The sequence below is a fragment of the Desertivirga brevis genome (genome assembly GCF_017355835.1).
On the sequence record NZ_JAFEWF010000002.1, the window covers coordinates 223,514 to 240,022 of the forward strand.

Here is a 16,509-nt window from a genome sequence, read left to right on the forward strand (position 1 = left end):
TAAAGATATTTCAAACCTTTCTGTATTCCAGAAAGGTTTTTTTATTTGCTACTTTTTCCGTTTCTTTCATCGCTTCCTTTTTACCAATCTCTTTAATGGAATTTTAAGCTAAAAAAAGCCCATTGATCTGATACCAATGAGCTTTAAATTCAATGCTGGAAAGTTTATCCTTTTTTCTCTGTAGTCGCTGGCTTTGCTTTCAATAGGGCTTTTGCCTTGCTAGAAGGAGAGCAGCAATTGCCTCCCTCTTTCTTACAGTGCTCCTTTTGATTTGTATCTGCTTTCTTTGCAGGTTTCGTTTGTGCTGAAGCTGCAGATATTGAAGCGATTGCAGCTGCAATTAATAATAATTTCTTCATATGGATCACTTATTGTCGAACTCTGCTAAAACGGTGATTCCGCCTTTTACAATATCTCCTAAATTAACTTTTATTTTTGTACCAGGTGGAAGGAACACATCTACACGTGAACCAAATTTGATAAATCCAAATTGATCCCCTTGCTTAACCTGGTCTCCTTCATTAACATACCAAACAATCCTACGGGCTAATGCCCCTGCTATCTGTCTGAATAATACTGGTATTCCTATTGGGTTTTCAACAACAGTGGTTGTTCTTTCGTTGTCCGTTGATGATTTTGGATCCCATGCAACTAAGTATTTACCAGGGTGATATTTAAAAAACTTAACTATGCCTGACACTGGATTTCTATTCACATGCACGTTTACCGGCGACATGAATATTGATACTTGTATACGTTTGTCTTTAAAGTATTCTTGTTCAACGGTTTCTTCAATAACTACAACCTTTCCGTCTGCCGGGCATAAAACGTGCAAGTCGTCTGGATTGATCTTTCGGCTTGGATGCCTGAAAAACTGCAAAACGATAATAAACAAAAGGAAAGAGAGAAAATAAAGCAGCCATAACAACCATTTCACATCAGCAAAATAATAGTTGGCAAAGGCGTTGATAATGAAAATAAAAAGCACAGTAAGTGCAATGGAGGTGTAGCCTTCTTTATGGATGGTCATTTGAAAAATTTTGTGTAAAGATGGTAAAAATTAAGTTTATGTCTCAGATGGAACCTTAGAAACTCTGTAAATATCTTTCAGATTTCGTCCTAAGCCATTATAATCCAGTCCGTATCCTACTACGAATTCATTTGCGATCTCAAAGCCTATGTAGGTTAGTTCTTCTATTTCTGCCTGAAGTGCTGTTGGTTTATAAAGTAAACTGCAAACTTGGATAGAAGCGGGTTTTTTCTCCTTAAGTTGCTTAATGAGATAGCTAAGGGTGAGGCCAGTATCTACGATGTCTTCAACAATAATAATATCGCGTCCGTTGATATCTATGTCAAGGCCTATCACTTCTCTAACAATTCCTGTACTGGAGTCCCCTTTATATGAAGAGACTCTTAAAAAGGCCATCTCGCAGGGTACATTTACTTCCTTAACAAGATCTGCCATAAAAAGAAAGCTTCCATTAAGAACACCTATGAAAATTGGAACTTTATTTTCATAATCAAGGTTAAGCTGTATACCCAGTAAACGCGTACGCTTTTTTATCTGGTCATACTCTAACATCAGGTCGAATTCCTTATCGTCAATCTGTACTCTCATCTAAAGCATTTTGAAATGTACCAAAGGTAGAGATTTAGTTTTCAATTTTCTTTTGTTCCCGTTCCCGTTTGCGCAGTTCTCTTCTTTCTCTCCTTGACAGATTTGAAGAGTCTTTTATAATCCTGATCTTGCCATCAGAGGAAACATAAGCAGTGTCTGGCTTCTTCTTCCTGCCAAAAATCCTACTTAAAAAGTTTCCACGCTCTTCTTCTGTCTGCTCATCCATCATTACAGGTGGTTCTTCATCCATCATCAGTGAGTCGACAGATGTTGTATCAATGGAAGAAGGACCACCTCTTCTGAGACTTGGCTTCAACCGCACGCTGTAGAATCCATAAGCATTTGTGTCTCTTGACACATATCCTCTCCGCGCCATCAGATTTCCTATAAGTTTGAAGTAGCCCCGGAGGCTTACGCGAAGACTTCCGTCGCCCTCGAAGAAATACAATCCCTTCTTCGGTCGAGGTACAATGTTAGCCAGGAATATACTTTCACCTAGGTCCAGTTGTGATGGATGCTTATCAAAATAGAATCTGGCAGCCTCCCCAATACCGTAAACATTCTGCCCCCATTCAATAAGGTTAAGATATACCTCGTACATTCTTTCTTTGGTAGATACCTTATTGTTTTCCATAAGCCATACTATCAGGATTTCTTCAATTTTTCTGGCCATCGTTTTTTGCCGGCTTAGGAAAACATTCTTTACAAGCTGCATCGAAATAGTACTTCCGCCACGTTTAAAAGATTTTTCTTTAAAGTTGGTAGCAATAGACCGTTGAAAGGCCTTTTCTACAAATCCGTGATGGGTAAAAAAAGAAGGGTCTTCTGCTGTGAGAACGGCATTCCTTAGGTAGGGTGATATTTGGTTTAATGGAACATAATCGGGATTTTGAGGGCCAACAATTATATCCCTCATTGGCTTCCCATATTCGTATGGTGTATAAACAAATGGGCTGTTTATTTTTTGCAGGTTAGTTTTTCCCCATTGGACAATTGCAAAGTTTGTTTTATGCAAGGCAGAATTAAAGCGAACGCCATCCGGATTCTTCGTATCAAGGAAGAAACTCATTTCATATTGCAATTGACCGCGGACTTTAATGCCGTCAAGAGATTCGAAAATCCCGATTGGGAAGGAGTCAAAAAGGTCCTGACCTTCCATTTTGTCAGTTTTTAACTTAAGCTCGTATGTCTTTGTTGGCTTAAGTGTATACTTTATAAATGGGTTTGCTTTGATTTTATTTAAGTGAATGACCGACGTACTATCCAATCCAACATAGTTTTCGCCTATAATAATATCTGCGTCGATAGATCCCGAAGGCACAATAATATCATTAGAAGCAATTTTTGGATGATTAAGAAGGAAGTTTTTAACACCGAAATAGCTGTATATCTTGAAGTCGCCTCCACTTTTCTTAGCTTCTTTTAGTGACATGTAAAGTGTGTCTACATTAAGTTTTAGCCCAAACTTCTCCTCAATTACCGGCAGTTCGACTTTCTTGCCATCCGCAAAAAGTTGAAATTCCAGTCTTTCGTCGTCTGGTTCCACTATTCCATTGAAGTGCCAGCTGGATTCGCCATTATTTACGATTATAGTCGATTTAAGATTGCCATTCTCGATATTAGCAGTAGTGGTGAAGAACCTGAATTGATCCTCGTCCCTCTGAACAAAGACGTCAAGGTTATTTACCTCCATATCTTCAGGGACTTTGTCTAATGCATTATTAAGAAGTTTATGAGCGAGGTCAGCAAGGTCTGCTTTGCTTCTTGTTTTTGTACTATCGCGTTTCCTATTGAAAAGAAAATCATAATTTCGGATACTGTCTCTCTTAGTAATATTTAATTTACCAGATTTTATCTTCAATGCACCTATTTTGATATTCCCGAATATTAACGGAAGTATTCGAACACTCACATGAAGGTCATTAATAAATAGAAGGCTATCCCTGTTGTAGGGAACTACTGAAATATCATCAAAGGCTACGGATGCGAGACCTTCAAACTTTGGATTATTAATTTTTAGATCTACGTTATAGTCATGCCTGGCTTTGTTAACAGCTTTAACGATGACCGACTTAAGGATTGCTTCGCGTTTTGCATAAACTATTGATACGCCTATGCCAGCTAGTATGATCAGGACAATAAAACTGATAAGCGCTATCTTTAAATATTTGGAGCGTTTTCTTCGCATTTAATTCTGAAAGTTTACCCTGCTTAAGTTTAAAAAAACGTAGAAGAGCGGCATTTATTTCTGCCCTGTAAATATCTGTAAAATCAACTCTGAAACAAGTAGTTTGTCTGGGAGTTTGAAAAAAGATTTAGAACCCATCAAATGAGCACTGGGTTGGCCGGAAGATAGATTGTGATCGATTCATGAAAAGTCCTGCATCCTTATAGATATGTTATTCTAATGAAAATCTCCCAAAAAATTTTATCTAAGTTTGCATTAGATATATTGTATCAATGATCACTAAAGAACAAGTATTAGATGCTTTAAGACATGTTGAAGAGCCTGACCTTAAAAAGGACCTGGTTACCTTAAACATGATCGAGGATATAAAGATTGAAGGAAGCAAGGTAGAGTTTACCGTAGTTTTAACTACTCCGGCTTGCCCACTTAAAGATTTAATTGCAAATGCCTGTAGAAATGCAATTGCTCACTTCGTGAGCGCAAATGCTGAAGTTCAGATTAATATGACTTCACGTGTTACCCACCAGAAAAATCAATTGACAGATAATATAAAGAATATAATTGTTGTTGCTTCTGGGAAGGGCGGTGTTGGAAAATCAACTGTCGCTGCCAATCTTGCCATCGGGCTTGCTAAGAAAGGGGCCAGCGTTGGTTTGATCGATGCTGATATCTATGGTCCTTCAATGCCAATAATGTTTGGACTAGAGGATGCCAAGCCCGCAGCTATTCAAACACCTGATGGGAAAACAAGGATTGAACCAGTAGAGAAGTACGGAGTAAAGCTCCTTTCAATTGGCTTCTTTACGGATCCTGAGCAGCCTATTCCATGGAGGGGACCGATGGCTTCGAACGCAATCAAACAGTTATTTAATGATGCTGATTGGGGAGACCTGGATTACCTGGTTGTTGATTTGCCTCCAGGTACAGGGGATATTCATATTACTCTTACTCAAAATTATCCGGTTGCAGGTGCGGTAATTGTAACTACTCCTCAGAACGTAGCTTTATCCGATGCTAAAAAAGGTATTGGCATGTTCCTGATGGAGACGATTAATGTTCCTCTGCTGGGTGTGGTTGAAAATATGTCTTACTTTACTCCTGCTGAATTACCAAATAACAAGTATTACATTTTCGGTCAGGGCGGAGGAAAGGTGTTAGCTGAGAAGTTTAATGCTCCATTCCTGGGTGAAATTCCATTAGTAAAAAGCATCAGTGATGCTGGGGATAAAGGAGAGCCGGTGATCTTAAATGAAGGGAATCCTATGTCGGCGGCGTTTATCGAAGTAGCGGAAAGAGTTGCACAGCAAGTGTCTATTCAGAATGCAAAAGCTCGCCAGGTTGGGGTTTCTTAAATTTTTACTACTTTTATAAAAATATATTTTATGGATTTGTTGCAAAGAGTTGAAGGTGCGCTTGATACAATAAGACCTTATCTGGAAGCAGATGGGGGGAATGTTTCTGTGGAGGAGATTACGCCTGAGAATGTAGTGAGGCTGCGTTTATTAGGTGCTTGCGGTTCTTGTCCAATGAGTATCATGACTATGAAAGCCGGTATAGAGCAGGCTATCAAGAAAGCAGTACCTGAAGTTTCGGCGGTTGAAGCTGTAAACTTAACCGATATAGATGACCCGAATGCAGTTATGCCAAACGCGAATTAAGCATAAGGCAATAATATATAAAAGAGCGATAGCGTTGTAAAGATGCGTCGCTTTTTTATTTTAGCTCTGGTGGTACAGAAGCATTTTTAAAAGGATGCCTTTTAACAGATTTTAACACAGGTGTAGCACAATTTTTGGTAGGTTTACGTTGATGAAGCAGTTGTTTGCGATAGCGTTTTTGATTTTATGTTTCAACTTTGCAGGAGCTCAGGAAAGGCCTTTAGTGCAATTCTCTGGGGTGATTTATAATGTTGATTCGAATGTGGTGGTGCCATACGTAAACCTTACCAACAGGACTGACCGTAATAGAACCTTTTCAGCGAATTATCAGGGCTATTTTTCTTTTGTGGCCAGGGAAGGCGATACCATAGTTTTTAGCGCAATTGGATATAGAAGAGAAGCTCTAGTGATCCCTAAAAATCTTCCCGAAAGAAAATATACTGTTATTGTGAAAATGAAACAGGAAGTGAAGAATCTTCCGGCTGTAACTGTATATCCTTGGGCTAGTATGGATGAATTTAACAGGGAGTTTATGGCAATGAAGTTCGCAGATGATGATCTTGAAATTGCCAAGAAAAATGTTAATCGATCTTCTTTGATGGCTATGTCTAAATCTCTGCCCAGAGATGCGCAGGAGATTGGAATGATTAATTTTCAAAACAACCACATAGCACTTAGCAATAAAGTAATTAACCCACGCGGCGCTAACCCTTTATTAAATCCATTTGCCTGGGCTTCATTTATTAATCAAATTATGCAGGGAGATAAAAGCAGGGAAAAAGAGTAATCCTTCCACCTGCCTTTTCAAACGAATTATTTTTTTCTGCTTGCTGAAGGGAACTTCATTTTATACCCTACTTTGATAGCTCCTCGAGAGATGGCATCGAGCTTATTTTTTATCATAGCTCTTTTTAAGGGTCCAAGTTTGTCTGTAAAAAGCTTCCCTTCTATATGATCGTACTCGTGCTGAATAACGCGGGCAGCCATTCCGCTAAAAGTTTCCTCGTGATGCACAAAGTTCTCATCGTAGTAGGAAAGTAATACGTTGCTATGACGCCTGATATCTTCACGGATGTCAGGGATACTAAGGCAGCCTTCATTGAAGTCCCAAAGTTCACCTGATTCCTCTTTAATAATAGGATTGATAAATACCTTTTTGAAATCCTGATAATCTGGTTCATCCCTGTCAGTAATGTCAACAATGAATAGGCGGATTGACAGACCTACTTGTGGAGCCGCTAGTCCTACACCGCTGGCGCTGTACATCGTATCGAACATATTTTTAAGCAGCTCCGAAAGGTTAGGATAATCCGGAGTGATCTCAACTGCTTTCTTTTTTAAAACAGGATCGCCATAGGCAATAATGGGTAACTTCATAATAAACTTTCTTGCTTTAACATTCCGCTTTATGTGCCAGCATTATCAAAGCATACTTTATCTTTTTATTAACGATTGCTTTACTGATAATTGTGCAAAATTAGGAAAATAGTATTACTCGGGTCTTATTAATCTTCTTCTCCTGGTTCAAAAGCGAGCGTAGTAAGCTTTTGAGGATCAAAAACTTCATTTGACATATCTTGAAGTTGACTTGCAGTAACCGCGTTCACTTTTTCAAAAACCTCTTCAAGGGTATCTGCTTTCCCATAATCAATAAGGCATTTTGTCATGGTAATGAGCAGATTAAGCCTGTTCTCTTCTGCAAGAGCAATTTGCCCTGTGAATTTCTTTTTAGCTTTTGCCAAAGTGCTTTCTGAAAGCTTCACTTCCCGAAGTTTTTTCAATTCTTTATTTACCAGCGCTACAGCCTTGTTTGCCTTTTCCGGATCAGTTCCAAAGTATATTGAAAAGAACCCAGTGTCTGTAAAGGCCAAATAGTTGGATTCTATAGTATAGGCTATACCATACTTCTCTCTAATCTCAAGATTCAGCCTCGAGCTCATACTGTTGCCTCCTAAGATATTATTAAGTAAGGATAGGCCAGTTCTCTTTCCATCGTGAATTGAGTAAGCCAAATTTCCTATAACATAATGGCTCTGGTTGATGGGTTTAGCTTCTTTTTTTAAAACAGGACTGTATATGGGAAGGGGATTTCGTTTCCTATTGCCAGTATTGTGTTTCACTTGGCCAAACACCAGTTCGAACGTATTGCACAATTTTTTGAAGTTATAGTTTCCCATAACCCCTATAGCTATTTCTTCTGTGTTATAGTTGTTGGCCAGGAAGTCCAGCAGATCTTGCTTTTGGAGACTCTGTACAGTTTCTGTAGTGCCCAGGATATTTCTGCCAAGTTCATGGCCTGAGTAAATCAAATCCTCGAAATCATCCTGTATCGCTTCTTCAGGTTGGTCCTGATAGGAAGCAATCTCATCCAAAATCACACCTTTTTCCTTCTCCATTTCATCTTCTGGAAATGTGGAATGGAAAACAAGATCTTCAAAAAGATCAAAAGCCCTGTTTAAATAAGGATTTAGTATGGAGGCATGAATACAGGTATATTCCTTTGTGGTGTACGCGTTCAAATCACCTCCGACAGATTCGAGATAATTCAAAATTTGCCTTGTATTCCTTTTTTCAGTTTTCTTAAATAATAGGTGTTCAATGAAATGAGCAAGGCCATCTTTTCCTTTCGCTTCATCTCTGGATCCTGCATTTATAATTATACAGGAGTGTGTGACTGAGGATATAACAGGTTTATAAAGCAACCTGATCCCATTGGGTAATGTAAAGACCTGATATTCCATTAAGCCTGCAAAGGTAAGCTTTTATTATTCTTTAAGCTTTAATTTGCATTGACGTTTAAAGTTTTGAAAACGTGGTTGAGAAACTCCGACAATGTACGACTGGTTGGGGTTTTCCTGGGCGTAATTCTGATGATATTCCTCTGCTCGATAGAATTTATTGAGCGGAGTAAGTTCTGTCACAATCGGGTTTTTGAACGCTGGTTGCCATTTCATTATCGCTTTGGTTGCCGCTTCTTTTTGTGCTTCATCAAGGTAAAATATTGCAGACCGATAGGATGAACCGACATCTGGCCCCTGTCTGTCCTTTGTGGTAGGATCATGAGATGTGAAAAATGCTTCTAATAGCTGGTCATAACTTACTTCCCCCGGATTATAGTATACTAATACAGTTTCTGCGTGACCTGTTGTTTCGGTGCAGACCTGCTCATAAGTAGGATTTTTGACATGTCCTCCTGCATAACCTGATACAGCTGAGTCAACACCAGCTATATGTTCAAAAATTTCCTCTGAGCACCAGAAGCAACCCTCGGCAAAGGCGGCTATAGCTTTTTTTTCTGTTGCAGCCTGTACTTTGATCTCCTTTGTTTTTTGTTGTCCTGAGGAGTTGCAGGCTATTAAGGCAAAGAACCCGATAAGTATTGTCAAAAATTTCCCTTTGTTTGTCATCGTATTAAAATAAACATGATTATAGATACGAAATTATTGACTAAAAGGATTTTGACAAATGTGAGATATTAGCCGGCCCATCCATCTCTGTCAAGGCTACGGTAGTGAATTGCTTCTGCAAGGTGTTCTATCTTAATATCTTCGGATGAGTCAAGATCTGCAATAGTTCTAGCAACTTTTAGAATACGATCATAAGCACGGGCAGACAGTCCAAGTCTCTCCATTGCCTTTTTTAAAAGCACCTGACCAGCTGCATTTATCTTGCAAATTTCCCTTACAGAGGTCGATGTCATTTGCGCGTTGCAGTAAACGTCGTGACTTTCAGCGAACCTCTCAGCCTGAACCTGGCGTGCCTTTATCACCCGTTCACGTATTACTTCACTCGCTTCAGCTTTCCGATCTGAGGCGAGTTCTGAAAAATTTACAGGAGTTACTTCTACATGAAGATCAATACGATCCAATAGGGGCCCCGATACCTTACTCAGGTATTTCTGAACTACCCCCGGGGCGCAAACGCATTCCCGTTCGGGATGATTGTAGAAACCGCAGGGACAAGGGTTCATTGATGCGATAAGCATGAAGCTGGCAGGATAGTCGATGGTAAACCTTGCCCTTGATATCGTTACTCTTCGCTCTTCCAGGGGCTGACGCATTACTTCTAGTACAGTTCGCTTGAATTCAGGTAGCTCGTCAAGGAAAAGCACACCGTTATGAGCAAGTGATATTTCTCCTGGTTGTGGGTTTCCCCCACCGCCAACTAGTGCGACATCTGAAATTGTATGGTGGGGACTTCTAAAGGGACGAACTGTTAGCAAAGAATCAGAGGCAGCGAGTTTACCGGCAACAGAGTGTATTTTTGTTGTTTCTAAAGCTTCGTGAAGATTTAGTGGTGGAAGAATGCTCGGTAGTCGCTTAGCCAGCATTGTTTTACCTGCTCCAGGAGGACCGATAAGTACAACATTATGTCCTCCCGCGGCTGCAATTTCAAGTGCGCGCTTTATATTCTCCTGTCCTTTTACATCAGAAAAGTTTGATTCGTAATTGTTGATATTGTGGTAGAACTCGTCACGTGTGTCAACAATAACTCTTTTTGGTGTTTTCTGCCCGTTAAAAAATTCAATGACTTCTGAAAGGCTCTCTACTCCATAAATCTCAAGATCATTTACGATTGCTGCTTCCCTGGCATTCGCTTTTGGAATAATAATCCCTTTAAACTGTTCTTTCCTTGCTTGAATTGCAATGGGTAAAGCTCCTTTAATTGGCAAAATATTCCCTGAAAGGGAAATTTCACCGAGAATTAGATATTTATGAAGGAAGCTGCTTTCAATTTGCTCTGACTCTGCAAGGATACCTATCGCAATAGCGAGATCATAGGAGGAGCCTTCCTTGCGGATATCTGCAGGAGCGAGGTTCACAACAATTTTTTGTCGCGGCATTCTATAACCCGAATTGGTTATAGCGCTCTCTATCCGGAGTAAGCTTTCGCTTACTGCTTTGTCTGGCAATCCAACAATATGATATTTTGTTCCTCCACTTATATTAACTTCAATAGTAATAGTGATTGCTTCAATTCCGTAAACGGCGCTACCAAAGGTTTTTACTGGCATCTGCAATAAGGGTTTTTCGAAGATAAGGGAAAATTAATTTTTGAGAAAGGTTGATTTAAGAAAATATAAACGGAGTAGATTGAAATCGAAGAATAAGCCTTCATGATCAGAATTCGCAAGGAGAAATGAAAGTATTTTGATTGTCTTTCCAGGCTTAAGAAACAAGCAGAGTGAGCTAATGAATCTTTGAGGATAGATCCGGGGTCTCAAGAAACCATTAAAACAAAAGAAGGCGATCTTCTCAAAGATCGCCTTCTTTTGTTTACTATTTATTGTCCTGGCTCAACCCTTATCCCAACATCGCTGATCTCTCTTAGCGGGTTATCCCGCATATTCTGCTCAAAGCTGAAGTTATAAATGCCAGGCTCCGGGAATTTATAATTCTCGCGAAATTTAAGCTGGTAGGAGTAGAGGTTACCCGACCCACTGCCAAGCCATTCTCCATCGGGATAAGCTAGTTGAAATTCCTTTCGTTCTGTAACCGGCTTTATTCTCCCGCCTGTTTGATGTACCAAAACAAATATGTTTGAATATCTATATTCCGCAGTGTGCCGAAGGTTGAAATAGATGTTGTAGGGTTTACTGGCGTCCTCAATTTTAACCTGAAAATTAACCTTATTGTCATACCCCCAGTTCCGGGCACCTATTTCCTGACTTGTATCTATAACTGCATTGTCTGTACATGCTGATAATGCAGCAAGTACAATAATGACAACGAGTTGTTGAATAGCAAGAACAGCTTTATTCATTTGCTTTTGGCTTGTTGTTGTTGTTATTCTTAGGCCTTCTTTGATGCCTGTTATTTTGCTTTTTGTTATTGTTCTGACCGTCCACTCCAACAGCTGCCTGCTGTTGTTGTTCATTGTTCTGAGGGCGCTGCTGCTGGTTCTGTCCTTCTGGTCTGTTATTATTCCTGTTTTTATTCTGTTGCTGCTGGTTGTTGTTGTGATGTTTTGGAGGTTGTACTACTCTGCCAGCAGCATTAGAAGGCTGAACTTTTGTTTCTTTAGCAACAGGTTCAGATGCTTTAACAGCCTCTCCTGGTTTTTTGTGTTTGTTGTTCTTCTTCTTTTTCTTTTTAGTTCTCTCGTCAAGACGGGTGATGCTATCCTGACCAACTACGTTCTCGTAATCGAGGATTTTTGTGGCTGGTGCTGGCTCAAGTTCAACAGCCTCTTCTTTCAGGTCCTCAGGCTTGATCCCCTCCTTATTCATCTGTTGAATCTCCTTTACCCTATCGATCTCTAAAGGGAACCAGGTTTCTTCATTAGGATAACTAAACCACATTAATTTTTTAAAGATGTCGGTCTTTTGCAAACGGGCTGTTCCAATTTGAGTTTCCAACCTGTCTACATCATCAGGGATATCCTTCAACGCGTCCATATACGTGTCGAGCTCGTAATTTAAACAACATTTCAACTTGCCACATTGTCCAGCAAGCTTTAGTGTATTTAAAGAAAGATTCTGATAACGGGCGGCAGAGGTTGATACCGTTTTGAAGTCTGTTAACCAGGTAGAACAACAAAGCTCTCTTCCGCAAGAGCCTAAGCCTCCAAGGCGGCTGGCCTCCTGCCTCATTCCAATTTGGCGCATTTCAATGCGTATGCGAAATGATTCCGCCATCTTCTTAATAAGTTCGCGGAAATCTACACGACCTTCGGCGGTGTAATAGAAAGTTGCTTTGGTTTTATCGCCCTGATAATCTACATCGCTAAGTTTCATGGAAAGACCAAGGTTCAGAGCGAGGGTTCGTGCTTTATGCATTGTTTCCCATTCCAAGTCCTTTGCTGCTTTCCATTTATCTACGTCGGCAGGTGATGCTCGACGGATAATTTTCTTTACAACGTCTTCTTCTTTAAGATGCTTCTTCTTAAGTTGCATCCTAACCAGTTCTCCAGTAATGGAAACGTGACCTATGTCATATCCACCAGTTGGAGTTTCAACTACAACCAACTCTCCCAGTTCAAGGTATAAGTTTTCCTGGTTGATGTAAAAGTCCTTTCGAGAACCTTTAAACTTTACTTCGATGATATTGAATGGTCTATAATTTGCCGGCATATCCATATCAGAAAGCCAGTCGTAAACATCTAATTTGCTGCAGCCATTTGTAAGGCAAGAGCCGTTACTTTTGCAGCCGGCAGGTGCACAACCTCCCGTCGAGCATGATCCACATCCCATTTAATTTAGTATATATTGAGTCCCCGCAGGGAGCGTATTAAACTTTAAAATTTTGATAAACTGCAAAGATACATCTAAAAATAGGATTTTACCGTTTGCATTTCTTTCTATATGGTAATGAGCTTTTTCTAGCTCGTTAATAATCGCTTCAGCCTTTGCTGAGTTCAGCACCTTGCTAAAGTTGACAACAAATTCTTTTTCATTACCGGGAAGATGTACAAGATATTCTGCTCCTGCTAGAACCATCAATACTTCCCGCATTATTTTCATTCCGTACCGCAGAAAGTTCTTCTGATTTTCTCTCCCTATTTTAGCAATATTATCAGAAAATTCTATAGCGAGAAGTCCCCTGTTTGTAAAGCATAAACGTAACCAATCAGAGAACATCCCAAAATTATTATTGCTTTCTTCCTTGCTTAAATTGACAGCGGTCTGAATATTTCCCTCGCTTAAATAGGAAATCCTCATTGCCTGCTCCTCATCTAAATGAAATTTACGTACCAGATACTTTGCTACATCTTCATCTCTCAAACGGTGAACTTTAACTAGCTGTGTCCGGGAAAGGATCGTATTTAAAATTTGATCCTGATTTTGAGCCACAAGCAAGAATAAAGTTTTTTGAGGCGGCTCTTCAATAATTTTCAGAAGGGTGTTCCCCTCCTTGTCAAGGTATTCCGGTAGCCACATAACCAGGACCTTGTATTCTGATTCAAATGCCTTTAAACTCAGTTTACGAATAATCTGATGACATTCCGCAATATTGATGTTTGCTTGTTTGTTCTCTGCCTCCAGCTGATTCCTCCATTCGTCCAGGCTAAGGTATGGGTTAGCCAGAAAAGTTCTTCTCCATTCCTCGATAAAGTTTAAAGCAGTATCCTCTTTATGCTTAGCGAAAAACGGATAGGAGAAATGCAAGTCAGGGTGAATTAGCCTGGAGTACTTTCTGCACGAACTACAACCGCCGCAACTATCCTGTTCAGAACGATTTTCACAGCATATATATTGTGCATACGCGAAAGCAAGGGCTAAACTTCCAGAGCCTTCCGGCCCAAGAAATAATTGGGCGTGACTGATTCTGTTCTCCTGAACTCCCCGTATCAACTGTTCCTTTACAGCTTGCTGTCCAACAATATCACTAAACTGCATGAGGTGCAAAATAGTAAATAGATTTGGAATTGAGATAGGAGATGTCATATATGAGATTGAGCAAGGAATAAGCTGATTAAAAGAATACTAAAAATTTTAGTTCTAATTTCTGTTTGTTACTTTTGAGGATAATTTCAATTCCTATTTCCTGACATATGCGCGTAATGGCTTTTGATTATGGTACTAAACGGGTTGGTATCGCAGTCACCGATCCTCTGCAGATTATTGCTACCGGTTTAACTACCATCCATCCAAAAGACATTGTTGAGTTTTTGAAGAAGTACCTTTTGACAGAACAGGTGGAAAAATTTATTGTAGGAGAACCGAAACAAATGGACGGCACTGCATCTCAATCAGCGCCTCATGTTAAGGGTTTTATGACAATCCTGAAAAAGAACTTTCCTGCAATTCCAATTGAAACATTGGATGAACGATTCACCTCTAAAATGGCCTCTGCAGTTATAGCTCAGAGTGGGCTGAAGAAGCAGGATCGACAAAGGAAGGAATTGGTTGATACCGTATCTGCTACTATAATATTGCAGTCGTATTTGGAAAAGAAGAACTTTTAACCTTAATAATATGCCTTCATCAGCCCGGGAGATACTAAAAAAGTATTTCGGATACGATAATTTTCGTCCTCAGCAGGAGGACATTGTAAACCAAATAGTATCCGGAAACGATGTATTGGTGCTAATGCCGACGGGTGGAGGGAAATCAATTTGCTATCAGGTTCCCGCGCTGATTCGGGACGGAGTTTGTATTGTTATTTCTCCCCTGATTTCATTAATGAAGGACCAGGTAGACGCCTTGCGATCAAATGGTATTGCAGCTGCATTTCTTAATAGTTCTCAAAGTTTTCAGGAACAGCAAGCTATTCTAGAATCCTGCTATAAAAAAGAGATTGCTCTTCTTTATGTTTCTCCAGAGAAATTGATAGGCGAGCTCACGATGATCACCCAAATGGCCCGGCCTTCAATGTTTGCCATCGATGAGGCTCATTGTATTTCTGCATGGGGACATGATTTCCGGCCCGAGTATACTCAATTGGGACTTTTAAGGGAGAAGTTTAGTAATGTCCCTTTTGTCGCCCTGACTGCAACAGCAGATAAGGTTACTCGAAAAGACATTGTGAAACAGCTTAATCTTCGTAATCCTGAAATCTTCATTTCATCTTTCGATCGAAAAAATCTTAGTCTTGATGTGCGGGTAGGAGTAAAAACAAAGCAGAAGCTTCAGGAGATAGCCGAGTTTATTGATGTAAGAAGAGATAGCAGTGGCATTATTTATTGCCTTAGCAGAAATACCTGCGAAGATGTAGCGCAGGCTTTGAAGAATTATGGAATAAACGCTGCTTTTTATCATGCGGGAATGCCAGCTGAGGCGCGGTCGAAGGTACAAGAGGAGTTTTTAAAAGACGAGCTGCAGGTTGTGTGTGCAACAGTTGCTTTTGGAATGGGTATTGATAAATCAAACGTGCGCTGGGTGATCCATTACAACCTCCCTAAAAACATGGAAGGCTATTACCAGGAAATTGGAAGAGCCGGCCGAGATGGGTTACCCTCCGAAACTATCCTTTATTATAATTATGCCGACTTATTAATGCTGAATAAGTTTGCTGCTGAAAGTGGCCAGTCGGAAATCAATTTAGAAAAGCTAAACCGGATACAGCATTACGCAGAGGCGGATATTTGCCGAAGGAAGATCTTGCTAAACTACTTCTCCGAAAATTTAGAGCAGAACTGTGGTAATTGCGATGTGTGTAAAAATCCGCGTAAGCATTTCAACGGAACAGTACTAGTGCAAAAAGCTTTATCAGCTATTGCAAGAATGGGTGAGAAGGAGGGTGCATCTATGTTAATCGACGTTTTAAGAGGGTCAAGAAAGGCTGAGGTTATAGAGGCTGGATATGATAAGTTGAAGACTCATGGAGTCGGCTCGGAGATTGGAGCGATAGATTGGCAGCGATATATTATGCAAATGCTTAATCTGGGAATTATTGAGATGGCCTATGATGAGGACTTTGCTCTGAAAATTACCGCATATGGCCGCGATATACTTTTTGGTAAATCAAAGGCAGAATTAACTGTTCTACAACCCCTTGTTAAAAAGGAAAAATCAGTGGCTGCACCTAAAGCCGAAAGGTACAATCAGGAAGAAGAATTGTTTAATCGTTTACGGCAGGTTAGAAGACAGTTTTCACTGGAAGAAGATGTGCCTGCTTATGTAATTTTTAGTGATGCAACCTTGCAGCAGATGGCGAAGGAAAGGCCTCTGTCCCCATCTGAGATGCTTGAAATTTCAGGGGTAGGAGAGTTTAAGTTTGAGAAGTATGGCCAGGTTTTCCTTGATACTATCTCTGGCTTTATGGGAAGCACTGGAAATTTAAAACAAAAAGGAGATACCTATCTAGAAACGCTAACCCTGCTGAAAGAAGGTCTAACTGTTTCGCAGGTAGCCGCGAAAAGAAAGCTTCATGAAATGACTATTTACTCACATATTGCTAACCTATATGTGAATAATAAAATTAAAAGTATCAACGCACTCGTAAGTTCTGAAGAGGTGGAAACAGTACGTGAGGCATCTAGAATACTTAATGAAAAAACAGCTCTTAAACCGCTCTATGAGTACTTGCATGAAGAAATCCCCTATCACAAAATTCGTCTTGCTCTGGCTGTAATCGAGCGGGAGGAACTAGTCAATTAGTTGA

At 40.0% G+C, this 16,509-nt stretch carries 16 protein-coding genes; 5 read left to right on the forward strand and 11 right to left on the reverse strand.

The genetic code is table 11. From position 1 onward, the window contains the following. Positions 1-164 precede the first annotated feature (164 nt). Genes J4N25_RS08815 through J4N25_RS08830 form a run of 4 tightly spaced genes read right to left on the reverse strand, consistent with a single transcriptional unit; the run spans position 165 to position 3,806 of the window. Positions 165-359 (reverse strand): hypothetical protein, encoded by a 195-nt coding sequence (locus J4N25_RS08815; RefSeq protein ID WP_207421827.1) that lies wholly within the window; start codon positions 357-359, stop codon positions 165-167. Positions 360-364: 5 nt separating this feature from the next. Continuing rightward, on the reverse strand, positions 365-1,030 hold the full coding sequence (locus tag J4N25_RS08820) for a phosphatidylserine decarboxylase family protein (RefSeq protein ID WP_207421828.1): 666 nt from the start codon (positions 1,028-1,030) through the stop codon (positions 365-367). A 36-nt stretch (positions 1,031-1,066) separates the two neighbouring features. Next, positions 1,067-1,618 carry a hypoxanthine phosphoribosyltransferase gene (gene hpt / locus J4N25_RS08825; RefSeq protein ID WP_207421829.1) on the reverse strand — a complete coding sequence of 184 codons (552 nt, stop codon included), beginning with the start codon at positions 1,616-1,618 and terminating at the stop codon, positions 1,067-1,069. A 34-nt stretch (positions 1,619-1,652) separates the two neighbouring features. After that, complete coding sequence (locus tag J4N25_RS08830) at positions 1,653-3,806, reverse strand: transglycosylase domain-containing protein (protein WP_207421830.1); 2,154 nt, start codon at positions 3,804-3,806, stop codon at positions 1,653-1,655. A gap of 272 nt (positions 3,807-4,078) precedes the next feature. Between J4N25_RS08830 and J4N25_RS08835 the strand changes: the two genes are divergently transcribed. The 3 genes from J4N25_RS08835 to J4N25_RS08845 all read left to right on the forward strand — a co-directional run bounded on the left by J4N25_RS08835 (position 4,079) and on the right by J4N25_RS08845 (position 6,251). After that, complete coding sequence (locus J4N25_RS08835) at positions 4,079-5,158, forward strand: Mrp/NBP35 family ATP-binding protein (protein ID WP_207421831.1); 1,080 nt, start codon at positions 4,079-4,081, stop codon at positions 5,156-5,158. Positions 5,159-5,188: 30 nt separating this feature from the next. After that, complete coding sequence (locus tag J4N25_RS08840) at positions 5,189-5,464, forward strand: NifU family protein (protein WP_207421832.1); 276 nt, start codon at positions 5,189-5,191, stop codon at positions 5,462-5,464. Between the two features lie 151 nt (positions 5,465-5,615). Next, positions 5,616-6,251 (forward strand): hypothetical protein, encoded by a 636-nt coding sequence (locus tag J4N25_RS08845; protein WP_207421833.1) that lies wholly within the window; start codon positions 5,616-5,618, stop codon positions 6,249-6,251. A 26-nt stretch (positions 6,252-6,277) separates the two neighbouring features. Here the strand turns inward: J4N25_RS08845 and def are convergent, their stop codons facing one another. The 7 genes from def to J4N25_RS08880 form a co-directional block, all read right to left on the reverse strand. After that, positions 6,278-6,841, reverse strand: coding sequence for a peptide deformylase (gene def / locus J4N25_RS08850; RefSeq protein WP_207421834.1), 564 nt, complete (start codon positions 6,839-6,841; stop codon positions 6,278-6,280). Positions 6,842-6,969: 128 nt separating this feature from the next. Beyond that, complete coding sequence (locus J4N25_RS08855) at positions 6,970-8,205, reverse strand: M16 family metallopeptidase (protein ID WP_207421835.1); 1,236 nt, start codon at positions 8,203-8,205, stop codon at positions 6,970-6,972. A gap of 24 nt (positions 8,206-8,229) precedes the next feature. Beyond that, positions 8,230-8,871: a peptide-methionine (S)-S-oxide reductase MsrA gene (gene msrA, locus J4N25_RS08860; RefSeq protein ID WP_207421836.1), complete on the reverse strand. Its 642-nt coding sequence runs from the start codon at positions 8,869-8,871 to the stop codon at positions 8,230-8,232. 68 nt (positions 8,872-8,939) lie between these two features. Beyond that, on the reverse strand, positions 8,940-10,478 hold the full coding sequence (locus J4N25_RS08865) for a YifB family Mg chelatase-like AAA ATPase (RefSeq protein WP_207421837.1): 1,539 nt from the start codon (positions 10,476-10,478) through the stop codon (positions 8,940-8,942). A gap of 269 nt (positions 10,479-10,747) precedes the next feature. Continuing rightward, positions 10,748-11,227 (reverse strand): gliding motility lipoprotein GldH, encoded by a 480-nt coding sequence (locus tag J4N25_RS08870; RefSeq protein ID WP_207421838.1) that lies wholly within the window; start codon positions 11,225-11,227, stop codon positions 10,748-10,750. Continuing rightward, positions 11,220-12,656 (reverse strand): PSP1 domain-containing protein, encoded by a 1,437-nt coding sequence (locus J4N25_RS08875; protein WP_207421839.1) that lies wholly within the window; start codon positions 12,654-12,656, stop codon positions 11,220-11,222. The genes J4N25_RS08870 and J4N25_RS08875 overlap by 8 nt, the downstream gene beginning before the upstream one ends. Further along, entirely contained in the window at positions 12,657-13,850 is a 1,194-nt protein-coding gene (locus tag J4N25_RS08880) for a DNA polymerase III subunit (protein ID WP_439648750.1), read from the reverse strand. 107 nt (positions 13,851-13,957) lie between these two features. Here J4N25_RS08880 and ruvX point away from each other — a divergent pair, with 107 nt between their 5' ends. Together ruvX and recQ are read left to right on the forward strand one after the other, a co-directional pair. Next, positions 13,958-14,371, forward strand: a complete 414-nt coding sequence (gene ruvX / locus J4N25_RS08885) for a Holliday junction resolvase RuvX (protein ID WP_207421840.1) — start codon at positions 13,958-13,960, stop codon at positions 14,369-14,371. A gap of 10 nt (positions 14,372-14,381) precedes the next feature. Next, on the forward strand, positions 14,382-16,505 hold the full coding sequence (recQ, locus tag J4N25_RS08890) for a DNA helicase RecQ (RefSeq protein ID WP_207421841.1): 2,124 nt from the start codon (positions 14,382-14,384) through the stop codon (positions 16,503-16,505). The last annotated feature ends 4 nt before the right edge of the window (positions 16,506-16,509 follow it).

What these genes read in the sequence shown, in the direction of transcription:
- J4N25_RS08865 (WP_207421837.1), bottom strand. Translation starts at nt 10,478, where the DNA reads ATGCCAGTAAAAACCTTTGGTAGCGCCGTTTACGGAATTGAAGCAATC.
- J4N25_RS08875 (WP_207421839.1), bottom strand. Translation starts at nt 12,656, where the DNA reads ATGGGATGTGGATCATGCTCGACGGGAGGTTGTGCACCTGCCGGCTGC.
- def (WP_207421834.1), bottom strand. Translation starts at nt 6,841, where the DNA reads ATGAAGTTACCCATTATTGCCTATGGCGATCCTGTTTTAAAAAAGAAA.
- J4N25_RS08845 (WP_207421833.1), top strand. Translation starts at nt 5,616, where the DNA reads ATGAAGCAGTTGTTTGCGATAGCGTTTTTGATTTTATGTTTCAACTTT.
- J4N25_RS08880 (WP_439648750.1), bottom strand. Translation starts at nt 13,850, where the DNA reads ATGACATCTCCTATCTCAATTCCAAATCTATTTACTATTTTGCACCTC.
- J4N25_RS08830 (WP_207421830.1), bottom strand. Translation starts at nt 3,806, where the DNA reads ATGCGAAGAAAACGCTCCAAATATTTAAAGATAGCGCTTATCAGTTTT.
- J4N25_RS08855 (WP_207421835.1), bottom strand. Translation starts at nt 8,205, where the DNA reads ATGGAATATCAGGTCTTTACATTACCCAATGGGATCAGGTTGCTTTAT.
- J4N25_RS08835 (WP_207421831.1), top strand. Translation starts at nt 4,079, where the DNA reads ATGATCACTAAAGAACAAGTATTAGATGCTTTAAGACATGTTGAAGAG.
- hpt (WP_207421829.1), bottom strand. Translation starts at nt 1,618, where the DNA reads ATGAGAGTACAGATTGACGATAAGGAATTCGACCTGATGTTAGAGTAT.
- J4N25_RS08820 (WP_207421828.1), bottom strand. Translation starts at nt 1,030, where the DNA reads ATGACCATCCATAAAGAAGGCTACACCTCCATTGCACTTACTGTGCTT.
- J4N25_RS08870 (WP_207421838.1), bottom strand. Translation starts at nt 11,227, where the DNA reads ATGAATAAAGCTGTTCTTGCTATTCAACAACTCGTTGTCATTATTGTA.
- ruvX (WP_207421840.1), top strand. Translation starts at nt 13,958, where the DNA reads ATGCGCGTAATGGCTTTTGATTATGGTACTAAACGGGTTGGTATCGCA.
- J4N25_RS08840 (WP_207421832.1), top strand. Translation starts at nt 5,189, where the DNA reads ATGGATTTGTTGCAAAGAGTTGAAGGTGCGCTTGATACAATAAGACCT.
- msrA (WP_207421836.1), bottom strand. Translation starts at nt 8,871, where the DNA reads ATGACAAACAAAGGGAAATTTTTGACAATACTTATCGGGTTCTTTGCC.
- recQ (WP_207421841.1), top strand. Translation starts at nt 14,382, where the DNA reads ATGCCTTCATCAGCCCGGGAGATACTAAAAAAGTATTTCGGATACGAT.
- J4N25_RS08815 (WP_207421827.1), bottom strand. Translation starts at nt 359, where the DNA reads ATGAAGAAATTATTATTAATTGCAGCTGCAATCGCTTCAATATCTGCA.